This is a genomic window from Roseomonas sp. WA12, from assembly GCF_054165765.1.
The window spans coordinates 2,313,641-2,340,263 of the sequence record NZ_CM135108.1 but is presented as its reverse complement, the minus strand read 5'-3'; the positions used below and the strand labels follow the sequence as shown (position 1 = coordinate 2,340,263).

Annotated in this window: 26 protein-coding genes and 1 pseudogene; 16 read left to right on the top strand and 11 right to left on the bottom strand. The window is 71.1% G+C overall.

Annotated elements, in window-relative coordinates; genetic code table 11:
• Window positions 1-87 precede the first annotated feature (87 nt).
• Both ACVBD7_RS11175 and pbpC read left to right on the top strand, forming a co-directional pair.
• On the top strand, window positions 88-438 hold the full coding sequence (locus tag ACVBD7_RS11175) for a hypothetical protein (RefSeq protein WP_458097555.1): 351 nt from the start codon (window positions 88-90) through the stop codon (window positions 436-438).
• A gap of 81 nt (window positions 439-519) precedes the next feature.
• Window positions 520-2,607, top strand: a complete 2,088-nt coding sequence (gene pbpC, locus ACVBD7_RS11170) for a penicillin-binding protein 1C (protein ID WP_458097554.1) — start codon at window positions 520-522, stop codon at window positions 2,605-2,607.
• A 12-nt stretch (window positions 2,608-2,619) separates the two neighbouring features.
• Here the strand turns inward: pbpC and ACVBD7_RS11165 are convergent, their stop codons facing one another.
• From ACVBD7_RS11165 to ACVBD7_RS11155, 3 genes are all read right to left on the bottom strand, one after another.
• Entirely contained in the window at window positions 2,620-3,219 is a 600-nt protein-coding gene (locus tag ACVBD7_RS11165) for an HD domain-containing protein (RefSeq protein ID WP_458097553.1), read from the bottom strand.
• A 142-nt stretch (window positions 3,220-3,361) separates the two neighbouring features.
• Window positions 3,362-5,203: a sensor histidine kinase gene (locus ACVBD7_RS11160; protein WP_458097552.1), complete on the bottom strand. Its 1,842-nt coding sequence runs from the start codon at window positions 5,201-5,203 to the stop codon at window positions 3,362-3,364.
• Window positions 5,204-5,270: 67 nt separating this feature from the next.
• Window positions 5,271-6,083 carry an RluA family pseudouridine synthase gene (locus tag ACVBD7_RS11155; RefSeq protein WP_458097551.1) on the bottom strand — a complete coding sequence of 271 codons (813 nt, stop codon included), beginning with the start codon at window positions 6,081-6,083 and terminating at the stop codon, window positions 5,271-5,273.
• Window positions 6,084-6,129: 46 nt separating this feature from the next.
• On the opposite strand from ACVBD7_RS11155, the gene ACVBD7_RS11150 reads away from it, so the two are divergent.
• Complete coding sequence (locus ACVBD7_RS11150; RefSeq protein ID WP_458097550.1) at window positions 6,130-7,050, top strand: PfkB family carbohydrate kinase; 921 nt, start codon at window positions 6,130-6,132, stop codon at window positions 7,048-7,050.
• A 37-nt stretch (window positions 7,051-7,087) separates the two neighbouring features.
• On the opposite strand, the gene ACVBD7_RS11145 is transcribed toward ACVBD7_RS11150, so the two are convergent.
• From ACVBD7_RS11145 to ACVBD7_RS11135, 3 genes are all read right to left on the bottom strand, one after another.
• The gene (locus ACVBD7_RS11145; RefSeq protein WP_458097549.1) at window positions 7,088-9,334 is read right to left on the bottom strand and encodes a M10 family metallopeptidase; all 2,247 of its coding nucleotides are present in this window, start codon (window positions 9,332-9,334) and stop codon (window positions 7,088-7,090) included.
• A gap of 106 nt (window positions 9,335-9,440) precedes the next feature.
• On the bottom strand, window positions 9,441-10,241 hold the full coding sequence (locus ACVBD7_RS11140) for an SPFH domain-containing protein (RefSeq protein WP_458097548.1): 801 nt from the start codon (window positions 10,239-10,241) through the stop codon (window positions 9,441-9,443).
• A 215-nt stretch (window positions 10,242-10,456) separates the two neighbouring features.
• The gene (locus ACVBD7_RS11135; protein ID WP_458097547.1) at window positions 10,457-11,320 is read right to left on the bottom strand and encodes a branched-chain amino acid aminotransferase; all 864 of its coding nucleotides are present in this window, start codon (window positions 11,318-11,320) and stop codon (window positions 10,457-10,459) included.
• Window positions 11,321-11,492: 172 nt separating this feature from the next.
• Here ACVBD7_RS11135 and ACVBD7_RS11130 point away from each other — a divergent pair, with 172 nt between their 5' ends.
• A complete protein-coding gene (locus tag ACVBD7_RS11130; protein ID WP_458097546.1) occupies window positions 11,493-12,164 on the top strand; it encodes an HAD family hydrolase in 672 nt (223 codons plus the stop codon).
• Window positions 12,165-12,210: 46 nt separating this feature from the next.
• The gene (locus tag ACVBD7_RS11125) at window positions 12,211-13,017 is read left to right on the top strand and encodes a TrmH family RNA methyltransferase (protein ID WP_458097545.1); all 807 of its coding nucleotides are present in this window, start codon (window positions 12,211-12,213) and stop codon (window positions 13,015-13,017) included.
• Window positions 13,018-13,200: 183 nt separating this feature from the next.
• Here the strand turns inward: ACVBD7_RS11125 and ACVBD7_RS11120 are convergent, their stop codons facing one another.
• From ACVBD7_RS11120 to ACVBD7_RS11110, 3 genes and pseudogenes are all read right to left on the bottom strand, one after another.
• Window positions 13,201-13,347, bottom strand: a complete 147-nt coding sequence (locus ACVBD7_RS11120; protein ID WP_458097544.1) for a hypothetical protein — start codon at window positions 13,345-13,347, stop codon at window positions 13,201-13,203.
• Window positions 13,348-13,353: 6 nt separating this feature from the next.
• Window positions 13,354-13,398, bottom strand: a pseudogene (locus ACVBD7_RS11115) (hypothetical protein); the annotation flags it as partial.
• A gap of 29 nt (window positions 13,399-13,427) precedes the next feature.
• Complete coding sequence (locus ACVBD7_RS11110) at window positions 13,428-13,979, bottom strand: DUF1003 domain-containing protein (RefSeq protein WP_458097543.1); 552 nt, start codon at window positions 13,977-13,979, stop codon at window positions 13,428-13,430.
• A 196-nt stretch (window positions 13,980-14,175) separates the two neighbouring features.
• Between ACVBD7_RS11110 and ACVBD7_RS11105 the strand changes: the two genes are divergently transcribed.
• The gene (locus ACVBD7_RS11105; protein ID WP_458097542.1) at window positions 14,176-15,180 is read left to right on the top strand and encodes a Bug family tripartite tricarboxylate transporter substrate binding protein; all 1,005 of its coding nucleotides are present in this window, start codon (window positions 14,176-14,178) and stop codon (window positions 15,178-15,180) included.
• A gap of 34 nt (window positions 15,181-15,214) precedes the next feature.
• On the opposite strand, the gene ACVBD7_RS11100 is transcribed toward ACVBD7_RS11105, so the two are convergent.
• Complete coding sequence (locus tag ACVBD7_RS11100) at window positions 15,215-15,421, bottom strand: hypothetical protein (RefSeq protein WP_458097541.1); 207 nt, start codon at window positions 15,419-15,421, stop codon at window positions 15,215-15,217.
• A gap of 106 nt (window positions 15,422-15,527) precedes the next feature.
• Window positions 15,528-16,292, bottom strand: a complete 765-nt coding sequence (locus ACVBD7_RS11095) for an SDR family NAD(P)-dependent oxidoreductase (RefSeq protein WP_458097540.1) — start codon at window positions 16,290-16,292, stop codon at window positions 15,528-15,530.
• Window positions 16,293-16,588: 296 nt separating this feature from the next.
• Here ACVBD7_RS11095 and ACVBD7_RS11090 point away from each other — a divergent pair, with 296 nt between their 5' ends.
• The 10 genes from ACVBD7_RS11090 to ACVBD7_RS11045 all read left to right on the top strand — a co-directional run bounded on the left by ACVBD7_RS11090 (window position 16,589) and on the right by ACVBD7_RS11045 (window position 26,515).
• Window positions 16,589-17,569 (top strand): Bug family tripartite tricarboxylate transporter substrate binding protein, encoded by a 981-nt coding sequence (locus tag ACVBD7_RS11090; RefSeq protein WP_458097539.1) that lies wholly within the window; start codon window positions 16,589-16,591, stop codon window positions 17,567-17,569.
• Between the two features lie 4 nt (window positions 17,570-17,573).
• Complete coding sequence (locus ACVBD7_RS11085) at window positions 17,574-19,121, top strand: UxaA family hydrolase (protein WP_458097538.1); 1,548 nt, start codon at window positions 17,574-17,576, stop codon at window positions 19,119-19,121.
• A gap of 80 nt (window positions 19,122-19,201) precedes the next feature.
• On the top strand, window positions 19,202-19,747 hold the full coding sequence (locus ACVBD7_RS11080; protein WP_458097537.1) for a hypothetical protein: 546 nt from the start codon (window positions 19,202-19,204) through the stop codon (window positions 19,745-19,747).
• Window positions 19,748-19,938: 191 nt separating this feature from the next.
• Entirely contained in the window at window positions 19,939-20,931 is a 993-nt protein-coding gene (locus ACVBD7_RS11075; protein WP_458097536.1) for a Bug family tripartite tricarboxylate transporter substrate binding protein, read from the top strand.
• Between the two features lies 1 nt (window position 20,932).
• Window positions 20,933-21,424: a GNAT family N-acetyltransferase gene (locus tag ACVBD7_RS11070; RefSeq protein ID WP_458097535.1), complete on the top strand. Its 492-nt coding sequence runs from the start codon at window positions 20,933-20,935 to the stop codon at window positions 21,422-21,424.
• A 37-nt stretch (window positions 21,425-21,461) separates the two neighbouring features.
• Window positions 21,462-22,730: a flavin monoamine oxidase family protein gene (locus ACVBD7_RS11065; protein WP_458097534.1), complete on the top strand. Its 1,269-nt coding sequence runs from the start codon at window positions 21,462-21,464 to the stop codon at window positions 22,728-22,730.
• Window positions 22,727-24,052, top strand: coding sequence for an ABC transporter permease (locus ACVBD7_RS11060; RefSeq protein ID WP_458097533.1), 1,326 nt, complete (start codon window positions 22,727-22,729; stop codon window positions 24,050-24,052). Before ACVBD7_RS11065 ends, ACVBD7_RS11060 begins: the two co-directional genes overlap by 4 nt.
• 86 nt (window positions 24,053-24,138) lie before the next feature.
• On the top strand, window positions 24,139-24,852 hold the full coding sequence (locus ACVBD7_RS11055) for an ABC transporter ATP-binding protein (protein WP_458097683.1): 714 nt from the start codon (window positions 24,139-24,141) through the stop codon (window positions 24,850-24,852).
• Entirely contained in the window at window positions 24,852-25,895 is a 1,044-nt protein-coding gene (locus tag ACVBD7_RS11050; RefSeq protein ID WP_458097532.1) for an MlaD family protein, read from the top strand. The genes ACVBD7_RS11055 and ACVBD7_RS11050 overlap by 1 nt, the downstream gene beginning before the upstream one ends.
• On the top strand, window positions 25,895-26,515 hold the full coding sequence (locus ACVBD7_RS11045; protein WP_458097531.1) for a hypothetical protein: 621 nt from the start codon (window positions 25,895-25,897) through the stop codon (window positions 26,513-26,515). Before ACVBD7_RS11050 ends, ACVBD7_RS11045 begins: the two co-directional genes overlap by 1 nt.
• The last annotated feature ends 108 nt before the right edge of the window (window positions 26,516-26,623 follow it).

The window sequence follows — 26,623 nt, the reverse complement described above, 5'->3', positions numbered from 1 at the left end:
GAGCTGCCGGTGGAATGGCGAAGAATCTTTGCCGCGGCCTGATCCATTATAGTTCGGTGGGCCATGCGGCGCTGCATGCATCGCCCCATGGAACCGGACGCACTGAATTCCGAGCAGGACGCGGGCCTGCCGGCGCCGGTGTCAGCCGAGTGCCTCGCGCCGCGGTTTGCGGCGGATCTGCTGGAAGGCAGGCTGCTCGCGGCCCAGAAGCGGGCGAGGTTGCGGGTGGAGCGCGCGCTTGAGTTGCTCTCGAAGAGCACGGAGCTGGTGGCGCTTTCGCTGCACGCGCTGGCGCATTCCGCCGAGATCCTTTCGCCCGCCGAGACCCCGCCGACGCGGCGCGCGCCCTTGAGGGCGCCGGGTCTCATCGTGGTGCCGGGATCCGGTTGGGGCAGGATGGAAATGCGGCCGTCGCAGGAGATGTCGGACGGCGGGTGAGCGTGCTGCGGAGGTTGCGCGCCGTGGCGCCGGGTTCGATGGTGATGGGATTGAGCCTGTCGTGGCCCGGAACTCGGCCCGGTGACGCGGGGTGTCGGCGGGGAGGGCGTGGTGACGGCGGAGTCGCACGGGCCGGGGCGAGTTGTCGCACCGGGCCTGCTTCGGGTGAGGCGCTGGGCCTGGCGGGGCGGGGCTGGGCTTGCGGGCGTGGCGGTGCTGGCGGCGGGGCTGCTGGCGCTGGACCGGGCATGTCCGCCGGATCTGTCGCGGCTGGAGACTGTGGGGCGGGTGGTGGTGGACCGGGAGGGGCGGGTTCTCTCCGCGCTTCCCGCGCCGGGCGGGGTGTGGCGGCTGCCCGTGGGTCCGGAGGCGGTGCCGCCCGAGCTGGTGGCGATGCTGCTGGCGGCGGAGGACCGTCGGTTCGGCTGGCATCCCGGGGTGGATCCGCTGGCGATCGGGCGTGCAGCCGTTCAGTGGGTGCGGGCGGGGCGGGTGGTCTCGGGCGGTTCGACGCTGTCCATGCAGGCGGCGCGGCTGCTGGAGCCGCGGCCACGCACGCTGCGGAGCAAGGCGATCGAGGCCTTCCGGGCCGTGCAGCTGGATTGGCGGCTGGGCAAGGCGGGGGTGCTGCGGGCCTGGCTGACGCTGGCGCCGATGGGCGGAAATCTGGAGGGCGTGCGGGCGGGGGCACTGGCCTGGTTCGGGCGAGGGGTGGAGCAGGTCTCGATGGCGGAGGCGGCGCTGCTTGTCGCGGTGCCGCGCCGGCCGGAGGCGCTGCGGCCGGACCGGCATCCTGAGAGGGCGCTGGCGGCAAGGGATGCGGTGCTGCGCCGGCGCGGGGCGGGAGCGTTGCCGGAGGTGGAGCGGCTGGCGGCGCTGGCCGAGCCGGGGCCAGCCGCGCGGATCGCGATGCCCGGGCTGGCGCCACATCTGTCGCGCGAGGTGGCTCGGGGCGCATCCGCCGAAGGGGGTGGGGTGCTGCGGACCACGCTGGACGCGCCCTTGCAGCGGGCCATGGAGGTCCTGGCGCGGGATGCGCTGCGGGGGCTGCCGGAGCGGGGCTCGGTGGCGGTGGTGGTGGCCGATCTCAGGCGGCGGGAGATCCGGGCGCTGGTGGGCGGCGAGTGGATGGCCGAGGGGCGGGCGGGGGCGCTGGATCTGTCGCGGGCGGTGCGGTCGCCGGGGTCGGCGCTGAAGCCACTTCTCTACGCGATGGCCTTCGATCGCGGGCTGGCAAGGCCGGACAGCGTGATGGAGGACCTGCCGCGGCTGTTCGGGGATTGGGCGCCGGAGAATTTCGCGCGCGGGTTTTCCGGGCGAGTGACGGCGGCCAGTGCCCTGCGGCAGTCGCTGAACCTGCCGGCGGTGGCGCTGATGGAGGGGGTGGGGCCGCTTCGCTTCGCGTCGGCGATGAAGGCGCTGGGGGCTCCGCCGCGGCTGCCGCCCGGTTCGAGTGCGGCTTTGCCTCTGGCGCTGGGGGGCGTGGGGGTGACGCTGCGGGAGTTGGTGGGGCTGACGGCGGCGATCGGTGATGGCGGACGGGCGGGGGTGCTGCGGGCGCTGCCTTCCCCGGCCGCGGGCGCGGGCGAGGCGGTGATGCGCGCCGAGGCGGCGGCGCAGGTGGCGGCGATCCTGACCCAGGCTTTTCCCGGTGGCGGGCCGGAGGGAGTGGCCTGGAAGACGGGGACGTCCTGGGGCGGGCGGGATGCCTGGGCCGTGGGCTTCGACGCCCGGCACGTCGCGGGGGTTTGGGTGGGGCGGCCGGATGGGACGCCGATCCCCGGGGCGACCGGGCGGCTGCTCGCGCTGCCGGTACTGGCGCGGGTGTTCGGGGCGCTGCCCTCGGCGCCCCGGGCAGTGACGGTTGCCATGGCGGGGCGGGTGCAGGGCGAGGGGGGCGGCGCGGGTTCGCCTCCGGCAGTGGTGGATGGGCTGCGGCTGCTGTTTCCGCCGGCAGGCGCGGTGGTCGAGCCCGGGGCGCTGGTGATCCGGGCTGCGGGAGGGCGGCGGCCCTTCACCTTCCTGGTGGATGGCGTTCCGGTGGCCTCCGGCGGCGCGCGGCGCGAGGCGGGCTGGGTTCCGCCGGGGCCGGGCTTCTACCGGGTGACGGTGCTGGATGCTGCGGGGGTGGCGGCGAGCGCGCCGATCCGGGTGCGGGCGGCGGAGTAGGCGCGAGGGCTGCTAGGCCGGGTCGGGGGCTTGCAAGGCCAGTGCGCGGGCGATGTTGCCTCGCGCGGTGCGATCCAGGGCTTCGTGGAAGCGGTCCGTGAGGAAGAGGCGGGGCCGGGCGAGCAGGCCGCGGAGGAAGGCGGCGCGGCCGTTGCGGTAGGCGTCCCGGCCGTGGACGGGCTCGAATTCGGCGGCGATGCCGCGCTCGTAAACGTCGTATTCGGCGGGTGGGGCGCCCAGCACCGCAAGGTCCAGGTCGAGGAACAGGGTGACGTCCTCGCGCCAGTTTTCGGGCAGGTCGGGCGGCAGGGCGTGGCCGGCGGTGAGGCGGATCATCTCGGCGGCGATGCCGATCACCTGCGGGTGGACGAGGCCGGACAGGTCGGCGCGGAGGAGGGCGGCGCTGCGCTCCTCGTTGTCGCGCGCGGCGGGGTCGTAGATGGCGTCGTGGTACCAGATGGCGAGTTCCATGGCGTCGGGGTGGGACAGGGCGGGCAGGGCCTGCATGCCGCGCAGCATGGAATCGATGTGGGACTGGCCGTGATAGACGCGGTGAGGCTCGGCAAGTCGTTCGCGGAGCGCGGCGCGACACCGGTTCAGGTGGTGGAACATCGGGCGTCCTGGAGCGTGTTGCGGAACATGACTGCCTTTGCGCAGAGGGATGACGGCAGTCCGGCTGAAACGCCGCACCTGGCCCGAAGCGACGGCTGATCATACCCCCGCGGACAACCACCGCTCAGTTCCGAAACCCCCACTAGGTGTGGCGGGGGAGCCAGGTGATGAGGAAGGTGGTGCCGGGGCCGGGGAGGCGCTCGATCCGGGCGTCGATGCCGCGGAGGAGGCTGTCCACCACCGTCATGCCGAGACCGCGGCGGCTGGAAGGCGCCATGCCGCCGCCGTCGTCGGAGATACGGAGGGTGAAGCCGGCCTGGGCCGGCGCGGGCGCAGTTCCAGGGAGTGTCCCGGGTGCGGCCGGCTGCCCGGTGGGGCGGGGCGGGGGATCGGCTTTCGCACCGGCCCCGTTGGGGGCGGCCGCGGCCGGATCGGCGGACGGATCGGCCGGGCGGAGCACGATGCGGACGGTGCCGGGCGGGAGGCCGATGAAGGCGTATTTCAGGGCATTGGTTGCCAACTCATTCACCACCAGCCCGATCTTCACGGCGATGTCGGCAGGGACCTCGAGCGGGGCGAGGTCGGTCTCGATGCAGGTGGCGTTGCCCTCGGCCATGTCGCGGGCGACCAGGGCGCGGGAGAAGCGGTGGAGCATCTGGTCGAGCGCCACGAACTGGCCGGGGCCGTCATGCAGCAGCTCATAGGTCATGCCGATCGCGACCATGCGGCCCTGGGCGGCGCGGAGTGCCTGCAGCGCGGCGTGGTCCGAGAGCTGGCGTTCCTGCAGGCGGAGGAAGGAGGTGACGAGGGTGAGGTGGTTCTTGATGCGGTGATGGGCTTCGCGCAGCAGCAGGTCGCGCAGGCGGATCGCCTCGTCCCGGGAGGCGCGGGTGGCGCCGACGCGGCGGATGAGATCGGCGACATCGGCGCCACCGCTCCCCGCGCCTTCCCCGGCCTGCACCGTGCCGTCCGGGGCTTCGAGGCGGCGGGTCGCGGCTTCCAGCGGGGCAACGACGAAGCACTGGACGGACCAGAACAGCGCGCCCATGCCGCCCAGCAGCACGAAGGCCAGGAGGATGGGCGGGAGCGCGATCTCGAGCGGGGCGCCGGCCTGCAGGACCTGGCCGGGTATGGAGGCGAGAAGGCGGAGGTCGTCTGTGGCGCGCGCCTCGATGAGGAACTGGTCGTCCTCGGCCGCGACGCCCTGGTTCTCCGGCGAGGCGAGGGCGGCGCGGAGGCTGTCCGACAGGACGGGCGGGGGTTGGTCGGGGCCGTCGAGCCGTGCGGCGGCACCGCCGGAGTCGAGCAGCCAGACGCGCAGCTCGGCGATCCCGGGCATATGGGTGGCGGTGAGCGATCCGAGATCTTCGACACCGACAACGGCGGTAACGACGCCGATATGGCGCCCGCCGCGGCGCATGGGTTGGGCGACGATGATCACTCGGCCAAGGGTCGACTGGTCGAGCGCGCCGGTGATCGGGCGCCCGGTCAGCTCGGCTGACCGGACGACGGCGGAGGTGGCACGCCGGCCGAGCGCGGGGGGGAGGGTGGTGCAGGTGATCGACCCTTCGGCGTCGACGACGAAGAGGTGGCGGACGACGGCGTCCATGGTGAGGTGGGCGGCGTTCAGCAGCGCCTCGCACTCTGCGGGTTCGCGGCTCAGCGGGTCGGCGGTGGCGAGGATCGCAACCCCCTGCCGGGCCTGGGCGAGGGAGGCGCCCACGCGGTCCGCCATGCGCCGCGTTTCGGCGACGGCGAGTTCCTGGTTGCGCGCGGTCAGGAGCGAGGCCTGCCAGGCCGTGAAGGCACCGGCACCGAGGAGGATGACCAGGGAGACTGCGCCGTAGACCAGGGCAAGGCGCTGACTGAAGGTCCAGCGCGCGGCCGTGCTGCCGGCGGGCTGGGCCGTGCCGGCCGGTGCTTCGGCCTCGGAGTCGGCCGGTGCCACGGGGCGCGTCTGTATGGTCTGAAGCCCCTCCGGCATGGTGTTGCGCCCCTTTGGACCTCGATGCGGTCCCGATCGGAGATTTGGCAGCGTGGAGGAGGGATCGTCAAACCTTCGTGACGAGGGGCGGCGGCGGTTCGGGCGGGGCGCCACAGCGGGTGAAGGCGGGGCGCATCGTGGCAGGAATAGGGGCGGTGGCGGCAAGGGCTGCGCCGATGGCGGGATCGGCTGGCAGTTCGATGGCGCGGGCGAGGAGATGCATGGGGGCGTGAGGGGCCGCCGGCGCTGGGCCGCGCGTCGGCGGTGTAGCGCTGTGTGCGGCTGGACGCGGCCTGGAACCATAAAGCGGGTCGCCCAGGATGGGGCAGCCGAGATGGGCGCAGTGGACGCGGAGCTGGTGGGTGCGGCCCGTGGCAGGGCGCAACTCAAGCCAGGCGAGCGGGCCGCCCGGGCCTTCGGCGCGGCCGAGGACGCGCCATTCCGTGCGGGCCGGCTGGCCGTCCGGGTGGGTCTCCATGCGCCAGCCGGCTTTCTGCGTGCTGATCTTGCGGAGCGGGGCGTCAAGCATGCCGCCTTCTGACGGCGGGGTGCCCGTGACGACGGCCCAATAGGTTTTCTCTGCCCGACGCGCGGCGAAGAGGGCGTTCAGGGCCGCAAGCGCCGGCTTGGTGCGGCCGAGGACCAAGCAGCCGGCCGTGTCCGTGTCCAGCCGGTGGGCGGGGTGGGGCATGTGGCGGCGGCCGAGCTGGAGAAGGGGTAGCCAGTCGGCGAGGCTGGCCCTGGCGCGATCATCCCCATGTTCGGCCTGCCGCCCGGGATCGAGCGGCAGGCCCGCGGGCTTGTCGATCACCATGGCCTCGGGCCGGATGTGCAGGATTCGCGCGGCAAGCCAGCCGGGCAGGGATGAGGGGTCGCGCATGGTTTCGGGTGAGTCGTCCGGAGAAGGGGCGCCAAAGGGGGCCCTGGTGGTGTGCGTCGGGCAGGTGGTGACGGACCATACCTTCCGCGTGGACGAGGTGGAGATGCCGCCCTCCAAGGTGACGGCGCGCGGCTATGCCCGGACGGTCGGCGGGATGGCGGCCAATGCCGCGATCGCGGTGGTGCGGCTGGGCGGGCGGGCGGCCTTCTGGGGGCGGGTCGGGCGCGACGAGGCCGGGGAGGAGCTGCGGCACGCGCTGGAATCCGAAGGGGTGGATGCCTCCGGCCTGATGATGGCGGAGGGGGCGCGGACGCCGCTCTCGGCCGTGATCGTGGACAAGATGGGGGAGCGGAGCATCGTGACCTATCGGGGGGAGCGCCTGCCCTCCGACACGGAAGGGCTGCCGCTGGAGCGGATCGCGGAGGCCGGGGCGGTGCTGTGCGACCCGCGGTGGCCGGAGGCGGCCGAGGCGGCCTTCCGGGAGGCGCGGGCGCGCGGCGTGCCGAGCGCCATGGATGCTGAGAAGAGCGAGGAGCGGGTTCTGCGCCAGCTCGTGCCGCTGGCGGACCATGTGATCTTCGCCAAGACGGGGCTGGGCATCTTCGCGCCGGGCGTGACGCCGGAAGAGGGGCTGGGACGGGCGCTGAAGGCGGGCCCGTTGGCTCTGGCGGCGGTGACCAATGGCGAGAAGGGAACGCTGTGGCAGGTGCCGGGCATGGAGCGGGCGTCGACGCGGCCGGCCTTCCCGGTGGATGCAACGAACACGACGGGCGCGGGGGATGTGTTCCACGGCGCCTATGCGCTGGCGATCGCGGAGGGGCAGACGGTGGAGGACGCGCTGCGCTTCGCCTCGGCGGCCGGGGCATTGCGCGCGCGGGACGGAAGGACGCCGGACCGGGCGACGCTGGAAGGGCTGCTGGCGGGGGGGACGGACGTGCCTTCCGTGCGGGTGCGGCGGAAGGCGTGAGCGGCGGCCCCGGCCGTTCGGGCCGGGGCCTGGCATGCTAGTCGAGAATGGTGTCGGCGAAGGTCTGACGGTGCTCGTAGTAGCCGAACTGCAGGAAGTGCTGCAGCGGGTTAAGACCCAGCGCTGCAACGTCGGTGTTCTGTGCGAGGTACTGCGAGGTGTCGAAACGGACGGAGGGGTCGCGTCCCTCGCGCCAGCCGGACTCCATGTAGTGCGCGAGGGGGTCGATGCCCGCGGCGCGGACATCGGCGTGGCGGGCGAGATAGGCGCCGGTGTCGAAATACGCGTCCGGACGGCGGCCTTCGCGCCAGCCCGTGGTGGCGTAATGGGTGAAGGCGTCGATGCCTGCACGCGCCACGTCGGGGTTGGTCATGAGGTAGTACTGCCCGTCGAAGCCGCGATCGATCCGCTCACCGATCGCCATGCCGATCGTGCGGCCCTCGGCCTGGCCGAAGAGCAGGTAGTGCTCCAACGGGTTGAGGCCGGAGGCGCGCACATCGGCGTTGTCGGTGAGGTAGAGGCGGGTGTCGAACGCCAGCGACGGGTCGCGGCCCTCGCGCCATCCGCTGGCAGCGAAGTGGTCCAGCGGGTTGAGGCCCGCGGCCGTCACGTCACGGTTCGCGGCGAGGTATTCGGACGTGGAGAAGACGGCGTTCGGATCGCGGCCCTCGCGCCAGCCGGTGGCGTCATAATGCTGGCGGGGTGTTAGGCCGGCGGCGACGACATCGCGGTTCTCGGCCGCGTAGCCGAAAGCGTCGAAGAGCGGGCCGCCGCCGAGGTTGAAGCCACCATCGGCGAAGGTCAGCCGCTCCGCATTGAGGATGGTCTCGCTGTCCCCGGGACCGGCGGTGATGCGAAGGAGGCCGCTGCGGTACTCGTGCCCGTAGGCGCCGATGCCGCGGCCGAAGAAGACGGTGTCGAAGCCGGCGCCGCCGTCCAGCGTGTCGTGGCCGGCGCCTGCGACCATGGTGTCCTGCCCATCGCCGCCGAAGAGGATGTCGTTGCCGGTCAGGCCGTCGAGCCAGTCATTGCCGTAGTGGCCGTTGAGGATGTTGCCGGCGTTGTTGCCGATGATGGTGTCGTCGCTGCCGCCGCCGATGGCGTTCTCGATCAGCGAGGCCTCGTTGTTGTTGGCGAGCATGGCGTTGAAGACCGTGCCGCGGGCGAGGACACCGTCGCCGAGCTCGGCGCGCTGTTCCTGGGAGGTGACGGACCAGCCGCCCGGGCGCAGGTCGATCTGCACGGAGTTGCCGTAGTTCGACATGTCGTAGGTGTCGACGCCGCCGCCGTCCCAGACGGTGAGGAAAAGGCGGTTGGCGCTGCCGCCGGCGCCGTTGCCCGCGGCGCCCTGCGGCACGCCGTTGACGAACATCTCGCCGGTGACATGGCTCCAGGTGTAGGTCGTGCCGCCGGCATTCGTGGAGTAATCGGCGCCGTAGAGAGTTTGCAGCGCTGCGATGTCGAGCATCATGTAGCTCTGCGGCGCGCTCCACTGCCCGAAGGTGTAGCCCGCGCCCGTGCTGCTGCCGACATGGCTGCGATAGGTCATCACCGTGAACTCGAGGCTGTCGCGCTCGAAGGTCACGGGGAAACCGCCGACGCCGCCGTACTCATGGGCGTGCTTCAGGCCGAGGGAGTGGCCGAGCTCGTGGATGGTGGTGAGATAGGCGTAGTTGCCGAGGATGGGGTTGCGATAGTCGTGGACGGTGTTGGCGTAGCGGGTGCCGAACCAGATATCGCCGCCGTTTGCCGAGACGCTGGGCAGATAGGCGTAGGCGGTGGAAGGGGAGCTGGACTGGGCGATGCGGATGTCGGCGCCGTCCGTGCCGGCTTCGGCGATGGCCAGGTTGGTGAGCTGGGAGACGCCCAGGCCGCTGAGACCGGAATTGCCGCCGGCATGGGGCACGCCGCCGAGCAGCGCGTAGCGGACGGCCTGCACCTGGGCGAGGCTGACCTGGGAGAAGCCGGAGTACTGCTCGTAGCTGGTCCAGTCGTAGTCGCTGGGTGAATCCGGGAAGCTGTAGGTGAGCTGGCCGTTCCAGCGGGCGCCCTGGATCAGCCCGTCGATGTCGGGGTTGCCGGTACGGGAGACGTAGAGAACCGAGGCGTCGGCGCGGTCGGCCGCGGCCGGGGCCACGACGACGGCCTCTTCCTCTGCGGGATGGGCGAGGCCGGGTTCGCCGAGGGTGAGTTCGTCCAGCCAGGGGTTTTCGGCCGAGGTGCCGAGGCCGACATCGCCGGTGCCAGACTGAAGACGTGATGCCGCGATGCCAGGATTCGTCAACTGAGCTGCCCTTGTTTCCGGGCGAGGGTGTTGCGCGCAGCGTACCAAAGCAAGAGCCGTAGACACAAAAATGAGAAGTGTGACCGGCGCGTCGCGCGCGTTGCCGTCAGCGCTCGGGCTGGCGACGCTCGCGGCGCTCCAGGCTCTCGGGGATAACGCCGCGGCCGTCCCAGCGGCGGATCATCTCCACATCGACCGCGTTGGGGTTCTCGGTCGCGAGCGCCGGAGAGGCGGCGATGGATGCGGCGCGGGCGCGACCGAGCTCGCGCTCGGCGACGACGGCGCGGTAGCTCTCGCCCGGGTCGAGGCGGGTGACGGCAAAGGCGGCCACCTCGAGGCGCAGCAGCTCGCGGGCGCGGTTTCGGAGCTCCTCGGTGAGGGCGGCCTGGAGGGAGGGGGTGTCGCGGATGATCTCTTCCATCGGGCGGCGGCCGAGCACGGCCTGGACGGCGGAGGCCATCAGGGGCGGCATCGGGTCCACGCCGGTGCGGATATGGGCGAAGCGCCAGCGCAGGTCGGCCTCGTTGCCCTCGTGCCAGAAGGCGGTGCCGTAGACGGTGACCGGATGGCCCTCGGCGGAGAGGGCCGCGATGCCGAGGTCGTTCGCCGAACGGTCCGTGGTGGTGAGCGCCATGTCCACGGTGGCGCGGGTATGGGTCCAGGGATTCAGGAAGCCGGACTGGCCCGGGCCGAGCACGCGCAAGAGCTCTCCGCCGCGGCTGACGAGGATCATCTGCGCCGGCCCGGGCGTTAGGGTGACCTGGCGCCAGACAATGCTGCCGAGAACCAGCAGGGCGATGGCGCCGAGGGCGAGAAGGGCGGCTCGCCCGCGCGTCGCCTCGGCACCGCGGCGGCGGGGCGCGGTGGCGGTGGGCGTGTCGTCGGTAGGGGCGGTGTCCCGGGGCATCCCTTGTAGCTCATGTTAAGTGGTCCATGAACGACGTTGGGGCGTCCGGGTTCCCTGCCGCGCGTGCGGGTCGTTTCAGGCCCGGATCTGCTGGCGCTGGATGGCCGGATGCGGGCGTGCGCCTCGCGCGAGCGCTTGGGCGAGCGTGCCTCGGTTTGCCCCGCGAGGGCTGGGCGGGCTTGGTCCGGGCCGTACAGGGCGGCCCGGACCGGCGATCAGGCGGCGCGGGGGATGATGCGGCTGCCCTCGGCCCAGTCGAAATACAGGCGGCGGGCCTCGGCCGCGACGGGGCCGGGCTGCATGTGGTTCTCGGCGTAGCGGGTGCAGGGCTGGACCTTGCCGAAATTGCCGGTGGCGAAAATCTCGTCCGCCGTGTCCAGCATTGCGGTGGTCACCACGCATTCGCGGACCTCGCGGCCGGATTTACGCAGCAGGTCGATGATGCGGTTACGGGTGATGCCGGCGAGGAAGGTGCCGTTGGCGGCGGGGGTCATCACCACACCATCCTTGACCATCATGATGTTGGCGGCGGCGAATTCGGCGACGTTACCGGCCTCGTCCAGCACCACGGCCATGTCGAAGCCCTGCTTCTTCGCCCAGGCGGTGGCGCGGGCGGAGTTGGGATAGAGGGCGCTGGCCTTGCTGTCCGTCGGCGCCATATCGGCGGCCGGGCGGCGGAAGGGGGCGGTGACGGCGGTGAAGCCGGTCGCGGGCGGCAGGGGAGCGTCGTAGATCGAGAGGATGAACTCGGTCGTGCTCGGGTCCGGCTGGGCGGCACCGAGGCCGGCGCGGACGAAGAACATCGGGCGGATGTAGAGCTCGGCGTCCGGGCCCATGCGGCGCACGCCCTCGCGGCAGAGCTCCTCGATGTCCTCCGGGGTCATGGTGGGTTCCATGAGCATGTTGCGCGCGGACTGGACGCAGCGCCGGCAGTGCAGGTCGAGGTCCGGCACGGTGCCGCGAATGGCACGGGCGCCGTCGAAGATGACGGAGCCGAGCCAGAAGGCGTGGTCCATGGGGCCGAGGATCTTGGGTTCCTCGGTGGACCATTTGCCCAGGTGCCAGAAAACGCCGGCCATTTCTTTGTTCTCCCCTACGCGAAAGGGGGCGGACCCTGCCATGGCGGGCGGGGGGCGGGAAAGGGTTCTTCGACTGCGAAATGGCCGAGTTGCCGGGGTGGGTGGATTGATGTGCTGCGCCGGCGCCGAGGGCTGCGCCGGCGCGTTATCCTGTAGGCAAAGGGATGACGTGATGACCGAAGCGGTGATTTTCGACGTGGACGGTACGCTGGTGGATTCGGTCGATCTGCACGCAAAGGCCTGGCAGGACGCGCTGCGGGATTTTGGGCACGAGGTCGGCTTCCAGGAGGTGCGCGACCAGATCGGGAAGGGGGGCGATCAGCTGATGCCGGTGTTTCTCTCGCCCGAGGAGCTGAAAGCGCGGGGCGAGGAGCTGGAGACCTATCGCAGCAAGATCATGAAGGAGCGCTACGCGCAGGATATCCGGGGTTTTCCTGGGGTGCGGGATCTTTTCCTGCGGCTGCGGGACGACGGGGTGCGGATCGCGCTCGCCTCCTCAGCCAAGGCGGAGGAACTGCAGAAGTACAAGAAGATCGCGGGGATCGAGGACCTGGTGGATGCCGAGACCTCCTCGGACGATGCGGAGAAGTCCAAGCCGTTCCCCGACATTTTCCAGGCAGCGATGGCCCGACTGGAGGGGGTGGATCCCGCCACGGTGATCGTGGTGGGGGACACGCCCTATGACGCGGAGGCGGCGGTGAAGGCGGGGCTGCGGCCGGTGGGCGTGCTGTGCGGCGGCTTCCCGGAGGAGTGGCTGCGGAAGGCGGGCTGCGTGGCGGTGTTCGACGGGCCTGCGGACATGCTGGCGCGGTACGAGGGGTCGCTACTCTCCCGCGGGGAGTGATGCGCCTGGGTTGACCCCCGGCGGGGGGCGGTGTGGATGCGGGGCCATGGAACGAACGCCTTACCGACCCGGCCGTGACGACCCGCCGCGCCCTGCCGGCGGAGGGCGCCCGCCGCGCCCGCCCGAGCCGGATCGGATCTGCGGGCTGGCCGCGGTCGCGGCGGTGTTTGCCCGGCGGCCGCGGGACGTGCTGCGGCTGTTCCATCTTCCGTCCCGCCGGCGGGAGGCAAACCCGTTCTGCGCGCAATTGGCGGGCCTGCGTCGGCCGTATCGCGAGGTGGAAGAGGAGGAGCTGGCCCGGGTTGCCGGCACCGTGCATCACGGGGGGATCGTGGCCGTGGCCGCCCGGCGGCGAGTGCCGACCCTTGTGCTGCCGCTGGCGCCCGCGCTGCGGGTGGCGCCTGTGCTGCCGGTGCTGGACGGGGTTTCGAACCCGCACAATCTGGGTGCCATCGCGCGGTCCGCCGCCTTCTTCGGCTGCATCGGGTTGGTGCTCTCGGGCGATCCGCGGCAGGCCGGGCTTTCGGATGCGGCGTGGCGGACGAGCGAGGGCGGGCTGGAGATGCTGAGCCTGTGGTCGGTGCCGGACCTTGCTGCCGCGCTGCCGGGGTTGGGGGTGGTGACGGTGGCGGCCGTGGCCTCGGGCGGGGTGGCGCCGGAGGCGATCCTGGCCGGGCTGCCGCCGCGGGCCTGCGTGGCACTGGTGTTGGGGAATGAGGAGCACGGGGTGTCCGACCGCACGGCTGCGGCCTGCGCGGCGCGGGTGACGCTGCCGGGGTCGGGGCGGGTGGAGAGCCTGAACGTCTCCGTCGCAGCGGCCGTGCTGATCCATGCGCTGTCGGGGCGGGGCTGACCCTCTGGGCTGGAGGCCAGGAGAGGCGCCTTTCCTGACCCTCGACCAGGCCGAGCGAGGCTCCCTGGACTGCATCATCTCTCTTGACAGCTGCGCGCGAACGGCCAGGGCCCTCGGCGATTGTCAGAACGCGCCTTGTGGCCTGATCGAAGCCAGTTTCGCTTTCCCAGGAGGCGCTGCGTGTCAGCCCTTACGGCGCTTCCCGTCCGCGTCAGCGCCGATGACGTAGCCTTCGGCGGCCATGGCATCGAGGCGGGCCGGGAGGGCGAGGCGGATGGCCGGGCGGTAGGCGGGGACGCGTTTCCAGGCCTTCTTTTCCGGCTTGGTCATGCCACAGCCGAGGCACCAGCCCGTGTCGTCGTCGTATTCGCAGACCTTGATGCAAGGGCGGTCCGCGGTATCGGTCGGGGTCAGCTCTTTGCTCCCTGGGTCTGTCGGGCTTCGATCTCGTCGAGCACGGCCTCCGGGGCAATGTCCTTCTGAACCTCCTGCAGTTCGGGGTCCGTGGAGGCGCGGATCTCCAGGCGTTCGGCGATCCTGACGACAAGGGTGGAGAGCTTCGTCAGTTCGTGCTCGGTGAGGAGGCTGATCTGCAGATCGAGGTCCGCGCGCTTATCGGCGGCGGCGGCCATGCGGTTCTGGCTGATGAGGACGAAGGTGGAGAGGAAGATGGCCTCCACCGAGGCTTCCATGGCGAGGATGACGAAGGACTCATCGAATTTCGGGATGAAGGGGATGAGGCCGAGGTTGATGGCGATCCAGGAGCCGTAGAGAGCGAGGTGGAGGTAGACGAAGGTCATGCTGCCGGTAAAGCGGGTCACAGCCTCGGCGATGCGCTCCTCGCGCGTCGCTTCCGCCAACTCGCGCTTACGGCGGTCCTCGAGCGCACGGATGTTGCGGGTGAGGGAGCCGGTGAGGCTGTCCGGTGTCGGGGGTGGGACGGTCGGGGTGGCGGTCGTCATGGTCGTCCTCGGGCCGGGAGCGGGGCCGCCGCAGCGTTCACCGGCCCTTAAGCCCGGGGCGGCGATTGGGTTGCCGGCCCGCCGTGCAGGGCGGGCCGGGGGAGCGGGCCGCGCAACAGGGACGCGGTCTTTTCCCTTGCTCCGGCGTTTCGCCGGGGCGACATCCCTGTCCACACGACTCCGGAGCGGATTCCACATGACCCTTCGCCGCCGCGCCCTGCTGGGTGCCGCCGCCGCCGCACCCATGGCTTCCTCCCTCATCCTTCCCGCGCAGGCGCAAGCGCCGTATCCCAACCGGACGATCCGCATCGTCGTGCCCTATGCGCCGGGCGGTGCGGTCGACATCACCGGGCGGCTGCTGGCCGAGAAGCTGCAGCCCGTGCTCGGCCAGACCATCGTCGTGGACAATCGCGGTGGCGCCGGCGGAAATATCGGCGCGGACTACGTCGCGAAGGCGGAGAAGGACGGGTACACGATCCTGCTCACTTCCGTCTCCATCATGGCGGCGAACAAGTACCTGTACCGCCGGTCCATGCCGATGGAGCCGCTGCGCGATCTCGCGCCGGTTTCGCGCGTGACGACGGGGACGGTGCTGTGCGTCGTCAACGCGCAGCGGCCCTGGCGGAATTTCGGGGAACTGGTGGCGGCGGCGAAGCGGGACCCCGGCAAGATCACCATGGGCTCCTCGGGCACCGGCACGGTGAGCCATATCACCATGTCCTCGGTGAACCGCGCGGCGGGTATCGACATCACCCATGTGCCGTATCGCGGCGGCGGGCCGGCCATCACGGACCTCGTCTCGGGCAACATCGACATGATGTTCGACGTGATTCCGGCGCTGATGCCGCATGTGCGCGAGGGGCGGTTCCGGCCGCTGGCGGTGGGAAGCGCGGAGCGCGTGACCTATGTGCCGGAACTGAAGGACGTGCCGGGGATGAAGGAGGTCCTACCGGGCTCCAACATCGACATGCAGAGCTGGTACGCGGTGAACGTACCAGCGGGGACCCCGCAGCCGGCCATTGCCCGGCTGCATGCCGCGATCCTGCAGGTGGTGAAGGCGGACGACTTCAAGGCGCGGATGGAGCCGCTGGGCTTCACCCCGATGTGGGACGACACGCCGGCGGCCTATGGGCAGTACCTGACGCAGCAGGACACGCTGTGGCGGCGCCTGGTGGAGGAATCCGGCGCCACGCTCGACTGAGCGGGGAGCCAGACTGGCGGCACCGGCTCCGGGATCAATCCCGGGCCGGGCCGCTGATGCCGCCGAGGCATTCCATCGCTGCCACCGGGGACATCCGCAATTCGCGGGCGACCTCCTCAAGGAAGTGCAACAGCGTTTTCTGTTCCCGGGCCTGGGCGAAGATGGCAAGGCCCTCGACCGCGGCCAGCACGGTGTTCAAGCCATCCTGCGCCGGGCGGCGCGGCCCAGGTTCAGTGGTCATGTCAGGCGTTCCTTCGTCGGGCCCTGCAGGCCCCCCGCTCCGGACAGTACCCGAGTATGGCAGTTGGTTTTGCCAACATGGATCAATTCCACGCCGAAAAGATAAATCACGGTCCGAGTAGCTGGCCACCATCGACGATGAGGCTCTGCCCGGTGATCCAGCTGGCGCGGGAGGAGGCGAGGAAGAGGACCGCCTCGGCAACCTCCTCGGGGCGGCCCATGCGGCCGGAGGGAATGCTGGAGAGGGTGGCCTGGTAGAGGGCCGCGTCCTCGGTGCGGCGGCGTTCCCAGGTGCCGCCGGGGAACTCGATGGAGCCGGGGGCGACGGCGTTGGCGCGGATACCGTGGGCCGCGAGGATGCGGGCTTGGCTGGAGGTGTACTGAATGACCGCGGCCTTCACGGCGGCATAGGGCGGGTTGCGCTTCGTCGCGTGCAGGGCGGAGATCGAGGCGATGTTCACGATGCTGGCGCCCAGTGGCGACTGCGCGCCGGAGCGCTCGAGCCAGGGGCGGGCGGCGTGGCTGGCGCGGACGACGGCCATGACATCCACCGAGAGGGAGGCGGCCCAGCTCTCCTCGTCGTCCCGCCGGCCGAAGCCGGAGGCGTTGTTCACGAGGATGTCGATGCCGCCAAGGGCCTCGGCGGCCTGGGGGACAAAGGCGGCGATGGCCTGGGCGTCCGAAAGGTCGCAGGGCGCGGCGAAGGTGGTGCCGCCATGGGTGGCCAGCTCAGCGCGTGTTTCCTCCAGAGTGCCGGCGCCGCGGGCGCAGATGGCGACCGCAGCGCCCTCGCGCGCGAAGGCGAGGGCGATTGAGCGGCCGATGCCGCGGCTGCCGCCCATGATGACCGCGCGCTTGCCCGAGAGTTCCATTGGACCGTCCGATTCCTGAGAGACAGGGGATCAAGGGCGATGGGGCAGGGCGTGGCAAGCCAGGGTGGCGCTTGTTGCGGGGCGGGCCGCCGTGGGTGGCCTCGGGGGAGGGCTTGAGCCGTGCTCGGGGCAGCTTGGCTGCCGGATGCCGGGAGGTGTCGAGGCCGCGCCGAGTAGGCTTGTGGGCGCGCATGTGCTGCAAATGAGCGAGGGGCATGACCGGAACTGCGCGGCATGCCCGAGGACGCGGGCCACACGGCGCACTTAAGCGCCGGGGTCCCGCAGGAGGAACGGTGATGATCTCACGGAGGCAGGCGCTGGGCTCGGTGGTCGGGCTTGGGGCGGGCGGGTTGGCGATGCCGGCCCTCGGGCAGGGCGGATGGCGGCCGACCCGGCCGATGCGCTTCGTCGTGCCCTTCGCGCCGGCGGGGTCGGCCGACATGCTGTCGCGCATGGCGGCGGAGGCGATCGCCGCGCGGCTGGGGCAGCCGGTGATCGTGGAAAACCGCGCCGGCGCGGGCGGCAACATCGGCACGGATGTGCTGGTCAAGTCCGAGGCGGACGGGCATGCGGTGGGGCTCGTCACCGTGGGCACGGGGGCGATCAACTACGCCATGTATCGCAGCATGCCCTACGGGCCGCGGGACCTGGCGGCCGTGTCGAACATCTGCACCGTGCCGAATGTGATCATGGTGGCCAACCGGGTGCCGGCGACGAGCCTGCAGGAGCTGGTGGAACTGGTGCGGCGGGAGCCCGGCAAGTTCAACTTCGGCTCCTCCGGCGTGGGGACGAGCCTGCATCTCACGGGGGAGATGCTGAAGGGCGGCAGCGGGCTGGATATGACGCATATCCCCTTCCGTGGCGCGGCGCAGATGCTGATGGAGGCGGCTGCGGGGCGCGTCGAGATCCCGATCGACAACCTTCCCTCGGGACTGCCGCAGATCAAGGACGGGCGGGTGCGGGCGCTGGCGGTGACGGGGCTGCAGCGCAGCGCATCGCTGCCGGACGTGCCGACGACGGCCGAGGCAGGGTTCCCCGACGTGTTGGCGGTGGCCTGGTTCGGGGTTGTGGCACCCGGGCGGACGCCGCGGCCGGCGGTGGAGGCGATCTCGGCGGCGCTGCAGGATGCGGTGCGGCAGCCGGCCTTCCGTGCGAAGCTGGCGGAGCAGGGCGCCGAGCCTGTGGGCGACGCGCCAGCCGCCTTCGAAGACTTCATCGCGGCCGAGATCCGGCGGTGGGGCGAGGTGGTGCGCAAGGCCGGCGTGGTGGTGGAGTAGGGCGATGATCGATCTTTCGGTGAAGCGTGCGGTAGGGCCGGCGATCCGGCTGCACCCACGGGACAATGTGGTGGTGGCGCGGGTGCCCGTGCGATCGGGCACGCCCATCCATGGCGAGGGGATCGTCGCGCAGCACGACGTGCCGGCGGGGCACAAGCTGGCGACGATGCGGATCCCGATGGGCGCCGCGATCCGGAAGTACGATGTGGTGATCGGCTTCGCGGGCGAGGACATCGCGCCGGGCAGCTATGTGCACGCGCATAACTGCCTGATGCGCGACGTGCAGTTGGACTACGCCTATGGCGAGGACTACCGCCCGGTGGCCTACGTGCCGGAGGCCGAGCGCGCGACCTTCCAGGGCATCGTGCGCGCGGACGGGCGCGTGGGGACGCGGAACTTCATCGCGATCGCCTCGACCGTGAACTGCTCGGCGACGGTGGTGCGGGGCATTGCGGATTACTTCACGGCCGAGCGGTTGGCGGAGTACCCGAACGTCGATGGCGTGGTGGCGCTGAGCCATTCGCTGGGCTGCGGCATGGAGATGACGGGTGAGCCGATGGCGCTGCTGCAGCGGACCATCGCGGGCTACATCCGCAGCGCCAATGTGGCGGGGGTGGTGATCGTGGGGCTGGGATGCGAGCGCAACCAGCTCGGCGCGTTGCTGGAGGAGCAGCGGCTGGCGGCGGGGCCGCTGCTGTATCCAATGGTGATGCAGGAGGTGGGCGGCACGCGGAAGACGATCGAGGCCGGCGTTGCCGCGGTGAAGGCGATGCTGCCGGAGGCGAATAAGGTGACGCGCCAGACGGTTTCGGCGGAGCATCTGACGGTCGGGCTGCAATGCGGCGGGTCGGACGGGTTCTCCTCCATCACGGCCAATCCCTCGCTGGGAGCGGCGATGGATCTGCTGGTGCGGCACGGAGGGACGGCGATCCTGTCGGAGACGCCGGAGATCAACGGGGTGGAGCACACGCTGACGCGGCGCGCGGTGTCTCGCGAAGTAGGCGAGAAGCTGGTCGAGCGGCTGCGCTGGTGGAAGGAAGAGTATGCGGTTGGGCGCGACACGCAGATCAACGGCAAGGTGAGCCCGGGGAACCAGGCGGGCGGGCTGGCGAATATCATCGAGAAGTCGCTGGGTTCCTCGATGAAAGGGGGCACAGGGCCGTTGATGGAGGTGTATCGCTACGCCGAGCCGGTGACGCAGAAGGGCTTCGTGTTCATGGACACGCCGGGCTACGACCCGGTTTCCGCCACGGGGCAGGTAGCGGGGGGCGCGAACCTCATTGCGTTCACCACCGGGCGCGGCTCGATGTTTGGGTGCAAGCCGGTGCCCTCGGTGAAGCTGGCGACGAACACGCCGATGTATCATCGGCTGATGGACGACATGGACATCAACTGCGGCGTGGTGCTGGACGGGGAGGCCACGATTCAGGAGATGGGCGAGCGCATCTTCCAGCTGCTGCTCGATACGGCCAGCGGGAAGCGCAGCAAGAGCGAGGAGCTGGGGGTGGGAAGCAACGAGTTCGTCCCCTGGTCGATCGGCATCACGGGGTAGCGATCGGACCGGATCGGTGCTGGTCAGCGCGGTTCATCCGGCTAACCTGCCGAAGGTGCAATGATTTCCGAAGGGCATCCATGCGTCTCCTCGTGACCGCCGCGGCCCTTGCCGCCATCGCCGGGCCGGTGGTGGCGCAGACTGCACCGCCGCTGCGCCCGACCCGCGACGTCGACGTGACCTACAGGGTCACGTCCGACTGGGAGCCGACGCACGACCTGCGGATGGCCTGGGGCGTCTCGGCGGGGAAGATGCGCATGGAGAAGCTGGGCGGCGGGGAGTGGTACCTGCTCGACGTGAACGCCCGCTCGGCAGTCACGGTGGTGGATGCGCAGCGCACGGTCACGACGATGCCCTTCTCGGCCGCGATGACCCAGCCGATACCGGCTGACGCGCGCTTCGCGCGGAGGGGCTCGGCGCAGGTGGCCGGCACGGCCTGCACGGAGTGGGAGGTGACGGTTCCGCAGGGGCGGAGCGTAATCTGCGTGACGGCGGATGGCGTGATGCTCCGCTCCGCCGCAGCCGCGGGAGAGGAGGTATCCTTCCGGATGGAGGCGATCTCGGTCCGCTACGATCCGCCGGCTGCGGTCTTCACGGTGCCGCAAGGCTATCGCCGCACGCCCTGAAGCGTCACGCCGCCGGTTCGGCTACCGACGAGGATACTCGGCCGAGGGACTGGCGCGAATGGATGCCGGCTTCCGTCCCGCGACACGGCAGGCAGTGATGAGCGGGCCGGTTCGGGTCCGTCTTTTGCATGGCATCCCTGTCATCCGCCCGTCATGCTGCACGGTGCGACCGGATCCTGACGGAGGCCATGATGCTGCGACGATCCCTGCTGAGCGCCCTTGCCCTTCCTGCCCTTCTCGCGCCCGCACTCGCCCAGCCCGTGGCGGGTGGAAGGCCGGTGCGGGTGATCGTGCCCTTTCCGCCGGGGGGCGCGATCGATCTGCTGGGGCGGCTTGTCGCGGAGCGGCTGGGGCCGGCGCTGGGGCAGAACGTGGTGGTGGAGAACCGCGGCGGGGCCGGTGGCATCCTTGGCACCGATGCGGTGGCCAAGGGGATGCCGGATGGCACGGTGATCGGGGTGATCGGGGGAGCGACGCTGACGGCCTATCCCAGCCTGTACAGCCGCTTGCCTTTCGACCCCGCGCGCGACCTGCAACCGCTGTCGCTCATCACCTCGGGCGCGCTGGTCTGCGTGGTGAATGCCGAGGAGGCGGCGAAGAAGGGGTGGACGGATTTCCGGGCGCTGGTGGCGTATGCAAAGGCGAATCCGGACCAGGTGAAAATGGGGTCCTCGGGTCCTGGCACCTCGTCGCATCTGTGCATCGAGGCGGTGAACGCGATGGCGGGAGCGCGCATCCTGCACGTGCCCTATCGCGGCGGCGCGCCCGCCATTTCGGACCTGCTGGCGGGCACGATCGACATGATGTTCGACGTCACGCCGGCGCTGATGCCGCATGTGCAGGCCGGGAAGTTCAAGGCGCTGGCGCTGTCCTCCAAGGCGCGGATGGATTTCGCACCGGATGTGCCGGCCATGGGAGATTTCGCGGATCTGGGCCTGGGCGATCTCGATATCGTTGCCTGGAACGCGCTGATGGTGCCGGCGGGGACGCCGCGGCCGGTGGTGGACCGGTTGGTGGCCGCTGTTCGGCAGGTGGCGGCCGATCCCGTCTTCGTCTCCCGGCTGAAGCCGCTGGGATATGACGTGGTGACGAGCGAGAGCCCGGAGGCGCTTTCGGCCCAGGTGGCGCGGGAAACGCCGGCCTGGAAGCGGCTGGTGGAGCTGTCCGGGGTGAAGCTGGACTGAGATGGCCGGCGCGGTGGCGCGGCGGATCGTCCTGGTTTCGGAGCAGCCCAGGCTGGCGCCCCTCGTCGCAAGTTGGCGGGTGGCGGCCTTCTTCGATCATCCGGGCGGTTACACCGTGGCGGAAATGACCGCGCTGATCCTGGCGGCGCCGGAGGGGCCGAAGGAGACCTTCGTCCTTTTCGAGGGCGACCGGCCTGTCGGAACCGCGGGAGTGGTGCGACGGGACCTGGAGACACGGCCGGACCTGACACCCTGGCTGGCCGGGCTCTTTGTTGAGCCCGAATACCGGGGCCGAGGTCATGCGACCGCGCTGGTCCGACGCGTCGAGGCCTTCGCCAGGGACGCGGGAGTTCCCGTGCTGTGGCTCTACACGGTTGCGGCTGAGGGGCTCTATTCCCGCTTGGGCTGGGAGCGAGCAGGGCTGGAATGGGAGGATGGGCAGGCGGTGGTGCTGATGCGGCGAAGGCTAGGGGAAGGCGTCGTCACGGTTTGACTCGCAACCCGTCGGCTCCGGGGTCGCTAGACCCGGGATGAGTCAGGTTGATGTGTTGGTGGTGGGCGCCGGCGCGGCGGGGATCGCGGCGGCGCGTGAGGCGTTGTCGCTCGGACTGTCGGTCCGGGTGCTGGAGGCGCGTGGGCGGGTTGGCGGGCGGGCGCTGACGGATGACTCGCTCGGGGCGCCGATGGATCTGGGGGCGACCTGGCTGCACGCGGCCCAGGCCAACCCGCTGGTGCCACTGGCCGAGGCGGCCGGGCTCTCGCTCTTCGATCATGACTCCGTCCGGTCCTCCCGCGTGTGGATGGGGGATCACTGGGCCTCGGACGCGGAGATGGCGGATTACGGGCTGGCTGAACGGGCCTGGCATGAAGCCGTGACTCTGGCGGGGTCCCACCCTGGCATCAGTCTGGCGGAGGCGGCGCCTTCGGGCGGGTTCTGGGACGCGACGCTGACCCATTGGGAAGGGCCGGTGATCGCGGCGGCGGAGGCGGCGGATATCGATCTGGCCGATTATCTGGAGACACTGTTGAGCGGGACGAACCTGCTGCCGCGGGAGGGATGCGGGCATCTGCTCTCGGTGCTGGCGGCGGGGTTGCCGATCACGCTGGGGGCACCGGTGGAGCGGCTGGACTGGGGCGGGCGGCGAGTGCGGGCGGAGGGGCCGTTCGGTGCGGTGGAGGCGAGGGCGGCGATCGTCACCGTTTCGACAGGCGTGCTGGCGGGGGGCGGGATTGCCTTCTCGCCGGAGCTGCCGGACACCACATGGGGCGCGGTGCACGACCTACCGATGGGTCTGCTGAGCAAGGTTGGCCTTCGCGCCAGCAGCGAGGACCGGCTGGACATCCCGGCCTTCGGCGGGATTGAGCGGCGTCTGGAGCCGGGGGAGCGGGCGATGACCTTTGTCTGCTGGCCCTTCGGGCGCGACCACCTGGAGGGCTTTGCCGGCGGGGCGCTGGCCTGGGAGGCGGCCCGGGCAGGGGATGCGGCGCTGGTGGACCTCGCCTTCTCCGAGCTGCGGCGGATTTATGGGGAGCGCGCGGATCGGGCGCTTCGGCGGGAGAATGCGGTGGTTTCGGGTTGGGGCACGGATCCCTATGCGCGCGGTGCCTATGCGGCGGCCCGGCCAGGGCGCGGCGGGGCGCGGGCGGCGCTTTCGGCGCCGCTGGGCGGCGGGCGGCTGATGCTGGCGGGCGAGGCCTGCCACGCGACTCTGGCGGGTACGCTGGCCGGCGCCTGGCAGAGTGGGCAGTCGGCGGTTCGGCAGGCGATCGGCGCGGTGCGCGGCGGGGCGCCGGGGTGAGCGAGGTGGATCGGCACCGGCCGGACGGCGTCTCGCCCATCGGCGAGGGCGCGGGCAACCGGCGGGCGGAGCGGGCCGAGGGGGCGCCCGAGCGCGCTTCGGAGCCCGGAAGTCCCTCCCTGCCGCCTGCGGAGGATATGGGAGAAGGGCGGGTGCCGGATGCGGCGCCGTCCCCGGGCGGGGCGGTGCAGCCGGATTCGGTGGATCGGTCCGGGGATGATGCGGCCGGGCCGCCGCCCGAGGTGGTGCGGGAGGGCGATGTCCTCCGGCTGTCGGGGCGGCTGACGAGCATGACGGCGGGCGCGGTCTGGCGCCCGGCGGTGGAGAAGGCGCGTGGGGCGGCGCGGATCGATCTTTCTGGGCTCGAGGTGCTGGATACGAGCGGGGCCGCGCTGGTGATGGCGGCGGCCGAGGCGGCGGGGGAGGGGGTGCCGGTCGAGGGCGCGTCCCGGCCCGTGGCCGCGGTGCTGGAACGGTCCCGCGGGGCGGCGAAGCCGCCGCCGGCGGTGGCTGCCCCGCCGGGCAAGCGGCTGGGGCCGATCCGGCGGCTGGGAGCCTGGGGCGTCGGGCGGGGCAAGGCCGGGTTGGACAGTGCGGCCTTTCTGGGCGAGGCCTCGGCCACGGTGGTGAATGCGGCGCGGCGGCCGCGGGACCTGCGGGCAGCCGATGTGCTGCGGCACCTGGACGAGGTGGGGACGCGGGCCTTCGGGCTGGTGGCGCTGCTCGGCGTGCTGATCGGCGTGATCCTGGCCTTCCAGTCGGCCATCCCGATGCGGCAGTACGGGGCTGATATCTTCGTGCCGCGGCTGGTTGGGATTTCCCTGCTGCGCGAATTGGGGCCGCTGCTGGCAGCGGTGATCCTGGCGGGGCGCACGGGTTCGGCCTTTGCGGCCGAGCTGGGGACAATGACGGTGAACGAGGAGGTCAGCGCGCTGCGGATCATGGGCATCGATCCCATGGTGCTGCTCGTGCTGCCCCGGCTGGTGGCGGCCACCATCGCCATGCCGGTGCTGGCACTGCTGATGGACCTGGCTGGGCTGGTGGGTATGACGCTGGTGATGCTGGGCACGGGGTTTCCGCTGCGGCTGGTGCTGAACCAGGTGCATGCGGGCGTGCAGCTCGGTGATCTGTTGGGTGGGCTTGGCAAGGCGGCCGTGTTCGGGCTGGTGATCGCCGGAATCGGTTGCCGGGCCGGGTTGCAGGCGGGCAGCGGGCCGCGGGCGGTGGGCGATGCGGCGACCTCGGCGGTGGTTGGCGGAATTGTGGCGCTGGTGCTGCTGGACGGGATTTTCGCGGTGCTGTTCTTCCGGCTGGGGTGGTGATGGACGCGGTGGTGGAGCGCGAGCGCGCGCAGGAGATCGTGTCCGAGGAGGCGCGGCCGAGGGTCATCGAGGCCGAGGGCGTGTCGATGGGCTTCGGCACGCGGGTGCTGTTCCGGGACGTGAACTTCGCGGTGGAGCGCGGCGAGGTCTTCGTCATCCTCGGCGGGTCGGGCTGCGGGAAGTCCACGCTGCTGAAGCTGATGATCGGGCTGTACCAGCCGACCGCGGGGCATGTGACGATCCTGGGCGGGGACTTGGCGACCGCCGAGGGGGAGAACAGGCGCAACCTGCTGCGGCGGCTGGGCGTCATGTGGCAGTCAGGCGCACTCTTCGGCTCGATGACGCTGCTGGAGAACGTGATGCTGCCGCTGGAGGCCCATACCGACCTGCCGCGCGAGGCGCGGGAGGATGTGGCGCGGGTGAAGCTGGGCCTGGTGGGGCTTTCGGATGCGGCCACGCGGCTGCCTGCGGAGATTTCGGGCGGCATGGCCAAGCGGGCGGGAATCGCGCGCGCGATGGCGCTGGATCCGCCCATTCTTTTTCTCGATGAGCCGAGCGCGGGGCTGGACCCCGTGACGTCGGCAGGGTTGGACGAGCTGATCAAGGACCTGGCGCGCGACCTCGGCACCACCTTCGTGGTGGTGACGCATGAGCTGCAATCGATCCTGGCGATCGGGGATCGCTGCATCATGCTGGACAAGGAGGCGCAGGGAATGATCGCCGAGGGCGACCCGCGCCATCTTCGCGATGAGCCGCCGAACGACACCGTGCGGAAGTTCTTTCGGCGGGAGACGCGCTGATGGCCGTCTCCTCCCGCGGGCTGTATCTGCGCGTCGGCATCCTCATTGTTGCCGGGCTCGTGCTCGGGGTGGGGTTCGTCCTGTTTTTTACGGCCGGCAAGCTCGGGCGGCAGACGGAGACCTTCGAGACTTATATCCGCGAAAGTGTGCAGGGGCTGGATGTGGGCGCCGCCGTGCGGTTCCGCGGTGTGCAGCTCGGGCAGATCACCGAGGTGAATCTCGTCGCCACGCGCTACCCGCCACCCCCGGGCGGCTTCTCTCCCGCCTACCAGCGCGTGCTGGTGCGCTTCGCGCTGGACCTGACGCGGCTGCGGGATCAGGCGGATGTGCCGCGGGCGGTTCAGGCGGGGCTGCGGGCACGGCTCTCCTCCACCGGCATTACCGGGGTGGGGTATCTGGAACTGGACTTCGTGGATGCAGAGCGCTTCCCCGTTGATGAGCTGCCCTGGCAACCGGAGAACCCGGTGATCCCCGCCATTCCCTCCACCGTCTCGCAGGTGACGACGGTGGCTGAGCAGCTGGCGCAGCGGATCAGCAATCTGCCGATCGAGCAGATCTTGGGCGACATGGCCGGGCTGCTGGCCGACCTTCGGCGGCAGGTGAATGATGGCGACGTGGCCCAGGCTTCCCGCGCCGCACGGGAGACGCTGGATACGCTGCAAGGAACGGTGCGCGACCTGCGGCTGCCCGAACTCTCCGCCGAGTTGCGGGGAACGGTGGCCGATGCGCGGGCGCTGATTGGTGGGCCGGAGGTTCGCGGGACGCTGCGCAATGCCAATGCCGCGATGGAGCGGCTGCAGGCCGGGCTGCAGCGCCTGCCGGGCGCGATCGCGCAGGTGGAAGGGGCGGCCCGGTCCATCAACAACACGGTTGGCGACATCAATGGTGACCTGACGCCGACGCTGCGGGATCTGCGGGCGACTTCGGGCAACCTGCGGGACACGACGGAGATGCTGCGGCGTTCACCGGGGGCAACAATCCTGGCGCCGCCGCCGCCGGCGCCGGACTGGGCGCGGAACGGAACCTCGGGGGGCAGGCGGTGATGCGGCGTCGGATGGTGCTGGCGGCGGGGCCGCTGCTCGCGGGTGCGGGACTTCTGGGTGCCTGCTCAGTGGTGAACCAAAGCTATGTGGAGCCGCGGCGCTACACGCTCTCGCCGCGCCGGCCCGAGGGGCTGCCGCGACGTGCGGGGACGAAGGCGGTGCTGATGCGGCTGACCGGTGCAGCGCCTGGGATGGATAGCCGGCTGCTTCGTTCCATTCGTCCCGATGGGACGGTGGCGCAGGAGTACTATGCGGAGTGGACGGCGCCGCCCGCCGAAGCGGCCGAGGAGGCGCTGCGGCGCTGGGTAACGGATGCGCGGATCTTCTCCGCCGTGCTGGCGCCGGGGACGCGGGGGGATGCGGATCTGCTGCTGGAGAGCGAGCTGGTGGCGCTGCATGTCGATCTCGGGCGCGGGGTGGCGGTGGCGTCCATGAGCGCGGTGCTGCTGCGCTCTTCCAGCCAGTTCGGGACGCGGGTGGTCGCTCAGTTCACCGAGAATGCCAGCGTGCCGGTGCCGCCGGAGCGGCCTTTGGGTCCGGATGCCCAGGCGGCCGGGATGGTGGCGGCTCTGGCTGCCGTTCTCGGACGGCTTGAGGGCGATCTGCTCCGCTATGCGTGATCGGCTACGGGGCCGCGTTGCGTAAGAGATTAACCTCTTGGTCAGACCTGTCCCGCAAATCTCATTAACGAGACGAGGCGCCAGAATAGCGCCGTTCCTGAGATCCAG

Bases quoted from the DNA above. Each gene is read 5' to 3' on its own strand.
- ACVBD7_RS11175 (WP_458097555.1), top strand. From the start codon at position 88: ATGGAACCGGACGCACTGAATTCCGAGCAGGACGCGGGCCTGCCGGCG.
- ACVBD7_RS11165 (WP_458097553.1), bottom strand. From the start codon at position 3,219: ATGTTCCACCACCTGAACCGGTGTCGCGCCGCGCTCCGCGAACGACTT.
- ACVBD7_RS11160 (WP_458097552.1), bottom strand. From the start codon at position 5,203: ATGCCGGAGGGGCTTCAGACCATACAGACGCGCCCCGTGGCACCGGCC.
- ACVBD7_RS11155 (WP_458097551.1), bottom strand. From the start codon at position 6,083: ATGCGCGACCCCTCATCCCTGCCCGGCTGGCTTGCCGCGCGAATCCTG.
- ACVBD7_RS11140 (WP_458097548.1), bottom strand. From the start codon at position 10,241: ATGCCCCGGGACACCGCCCCTACCGACGACACGCCCACCGCCACCGCG.
- ACVBD7_RS11135 (WP_458097547.1), bottom strand. From the start codon at position 11,320: ATGGCCGGCGTTTTCTGGCACCTGGGCAAATGGTCCACCGAGGAACCC.
- ACVBD7_RS11130 (WP_458097546.1), top strand. From the start codon at position 11,493: ATGACCGAAGCGGTGATTTTCGACGTGGACGGTACGCTGGTGGATTCG.
- ACVBD7_RS11125 (WP_458097545.1), top strand. From the start codon at position 12,211: ATGGAACGAACGCCTTACCGACCCGGCCGTGACGACCCGCCGCGCCCT.
- ACVBD7_RS11120 (WP_458097544.1), bottom strand. From the start codon at position 13,347: ATGACCAAGCCGGAAAAGAAGGCCTGGAAACGCGTCCCCGCCTACCGC.
- ACVBD7_RS11110 (WP_458097543.1), bottom strand. From the start codon at position 13,979: ATGACGACCGCCACCCCGACCGTCCCACCCCCGACACCGGACAGCCTC.
- ACVBD7_RS11105 (WP_458097542.1), top strand. From the start codon at position 14,176: ATGACCCTTCGCCGCCGCGCCCTGCTGGGTGCCGCCGCCGCCGCACCC.
- ACVBD7_RS11100 (WP_458097541.1), bottom strand. From the start codon at position 15,421: ATGACCACTGAACCTGGGCCGCGCCGCCCGGCGCAGGATGGCTTGAAC.
- ACVBD7_RS11095 (WP_458097540.1), bottom strand. From the start codon at position 16,292: ATGGAACTCTCGGGCAAGCGCGCGGTCATCATGGGCGGCAGCCGCGGC.
- ACVBD7_RS11090 (WP_458097539.1), top strand. From the start codon at position 16,589: ATGATCTCACGGAGGCAGGCGCTGGGCTCGGTGGTCGGGCTTGGGGCG.
- ACVBD7_RS11085 (WP_458097538.1), top strand. From the start codon at position 17,574: ATGATCGATCTTTCGGTGAAGCGTGCGGTAGGGCCGGCGATCCGGCTG.
- ACVBD7_RS11080 (WP_458097537.1), top strand. From the start codon at position 19,202: ATGCGTCTCCTCGTGACCGCCGCGGCCCTTGCCGCCATCGCCGGGCCG.
- ACVBD7_RS11075 (WP_458097536.1), top strand. From the start codon at position 19,939: ATGCTGCGACGATCCCTGCTGAGCGCCCTTGCCCTTCCTGCCCTTCTC.
- ACVBD7_RS11070 (WP_458097535.1), top strand. From the start codon at position 20,933: ATGGCCGGCGCGGTGGCGCGGCGGATCGTCCTGGTTTCGGAGCAGCCC.
- ACVBD7_RS11065 (WP_458097534.1), top strand. From the start codon at position 21,462: ATGAGTCAGGTTGATGTGTTGGTGGTGGGCGCCGGCGCGGCGGGGATC.
- ACVBD7_RS11055 (WP_458097683.1), top strand. From the start codon at position 24,139: ATGGGCTTCGGCACGCGGGTGCTGTTCCGGGACGTGAACTTCGCGGTG.
- ACVBD7_RS11050 (WP_458097532.1), top strand. From the start codon at position 24,852: ATGGCCGTCTCCTCCCGCGGGCTGTATCTGCGCGTCGGCATCCTCATT.
- ACVBD7_RS11045 (WP_458097531.1), top strand. From the start codon at position 25,895: ATGCGGCGTCGGATGGTGCTGGCGGCGGGGCCGCTGCTCGCGGGTGCG.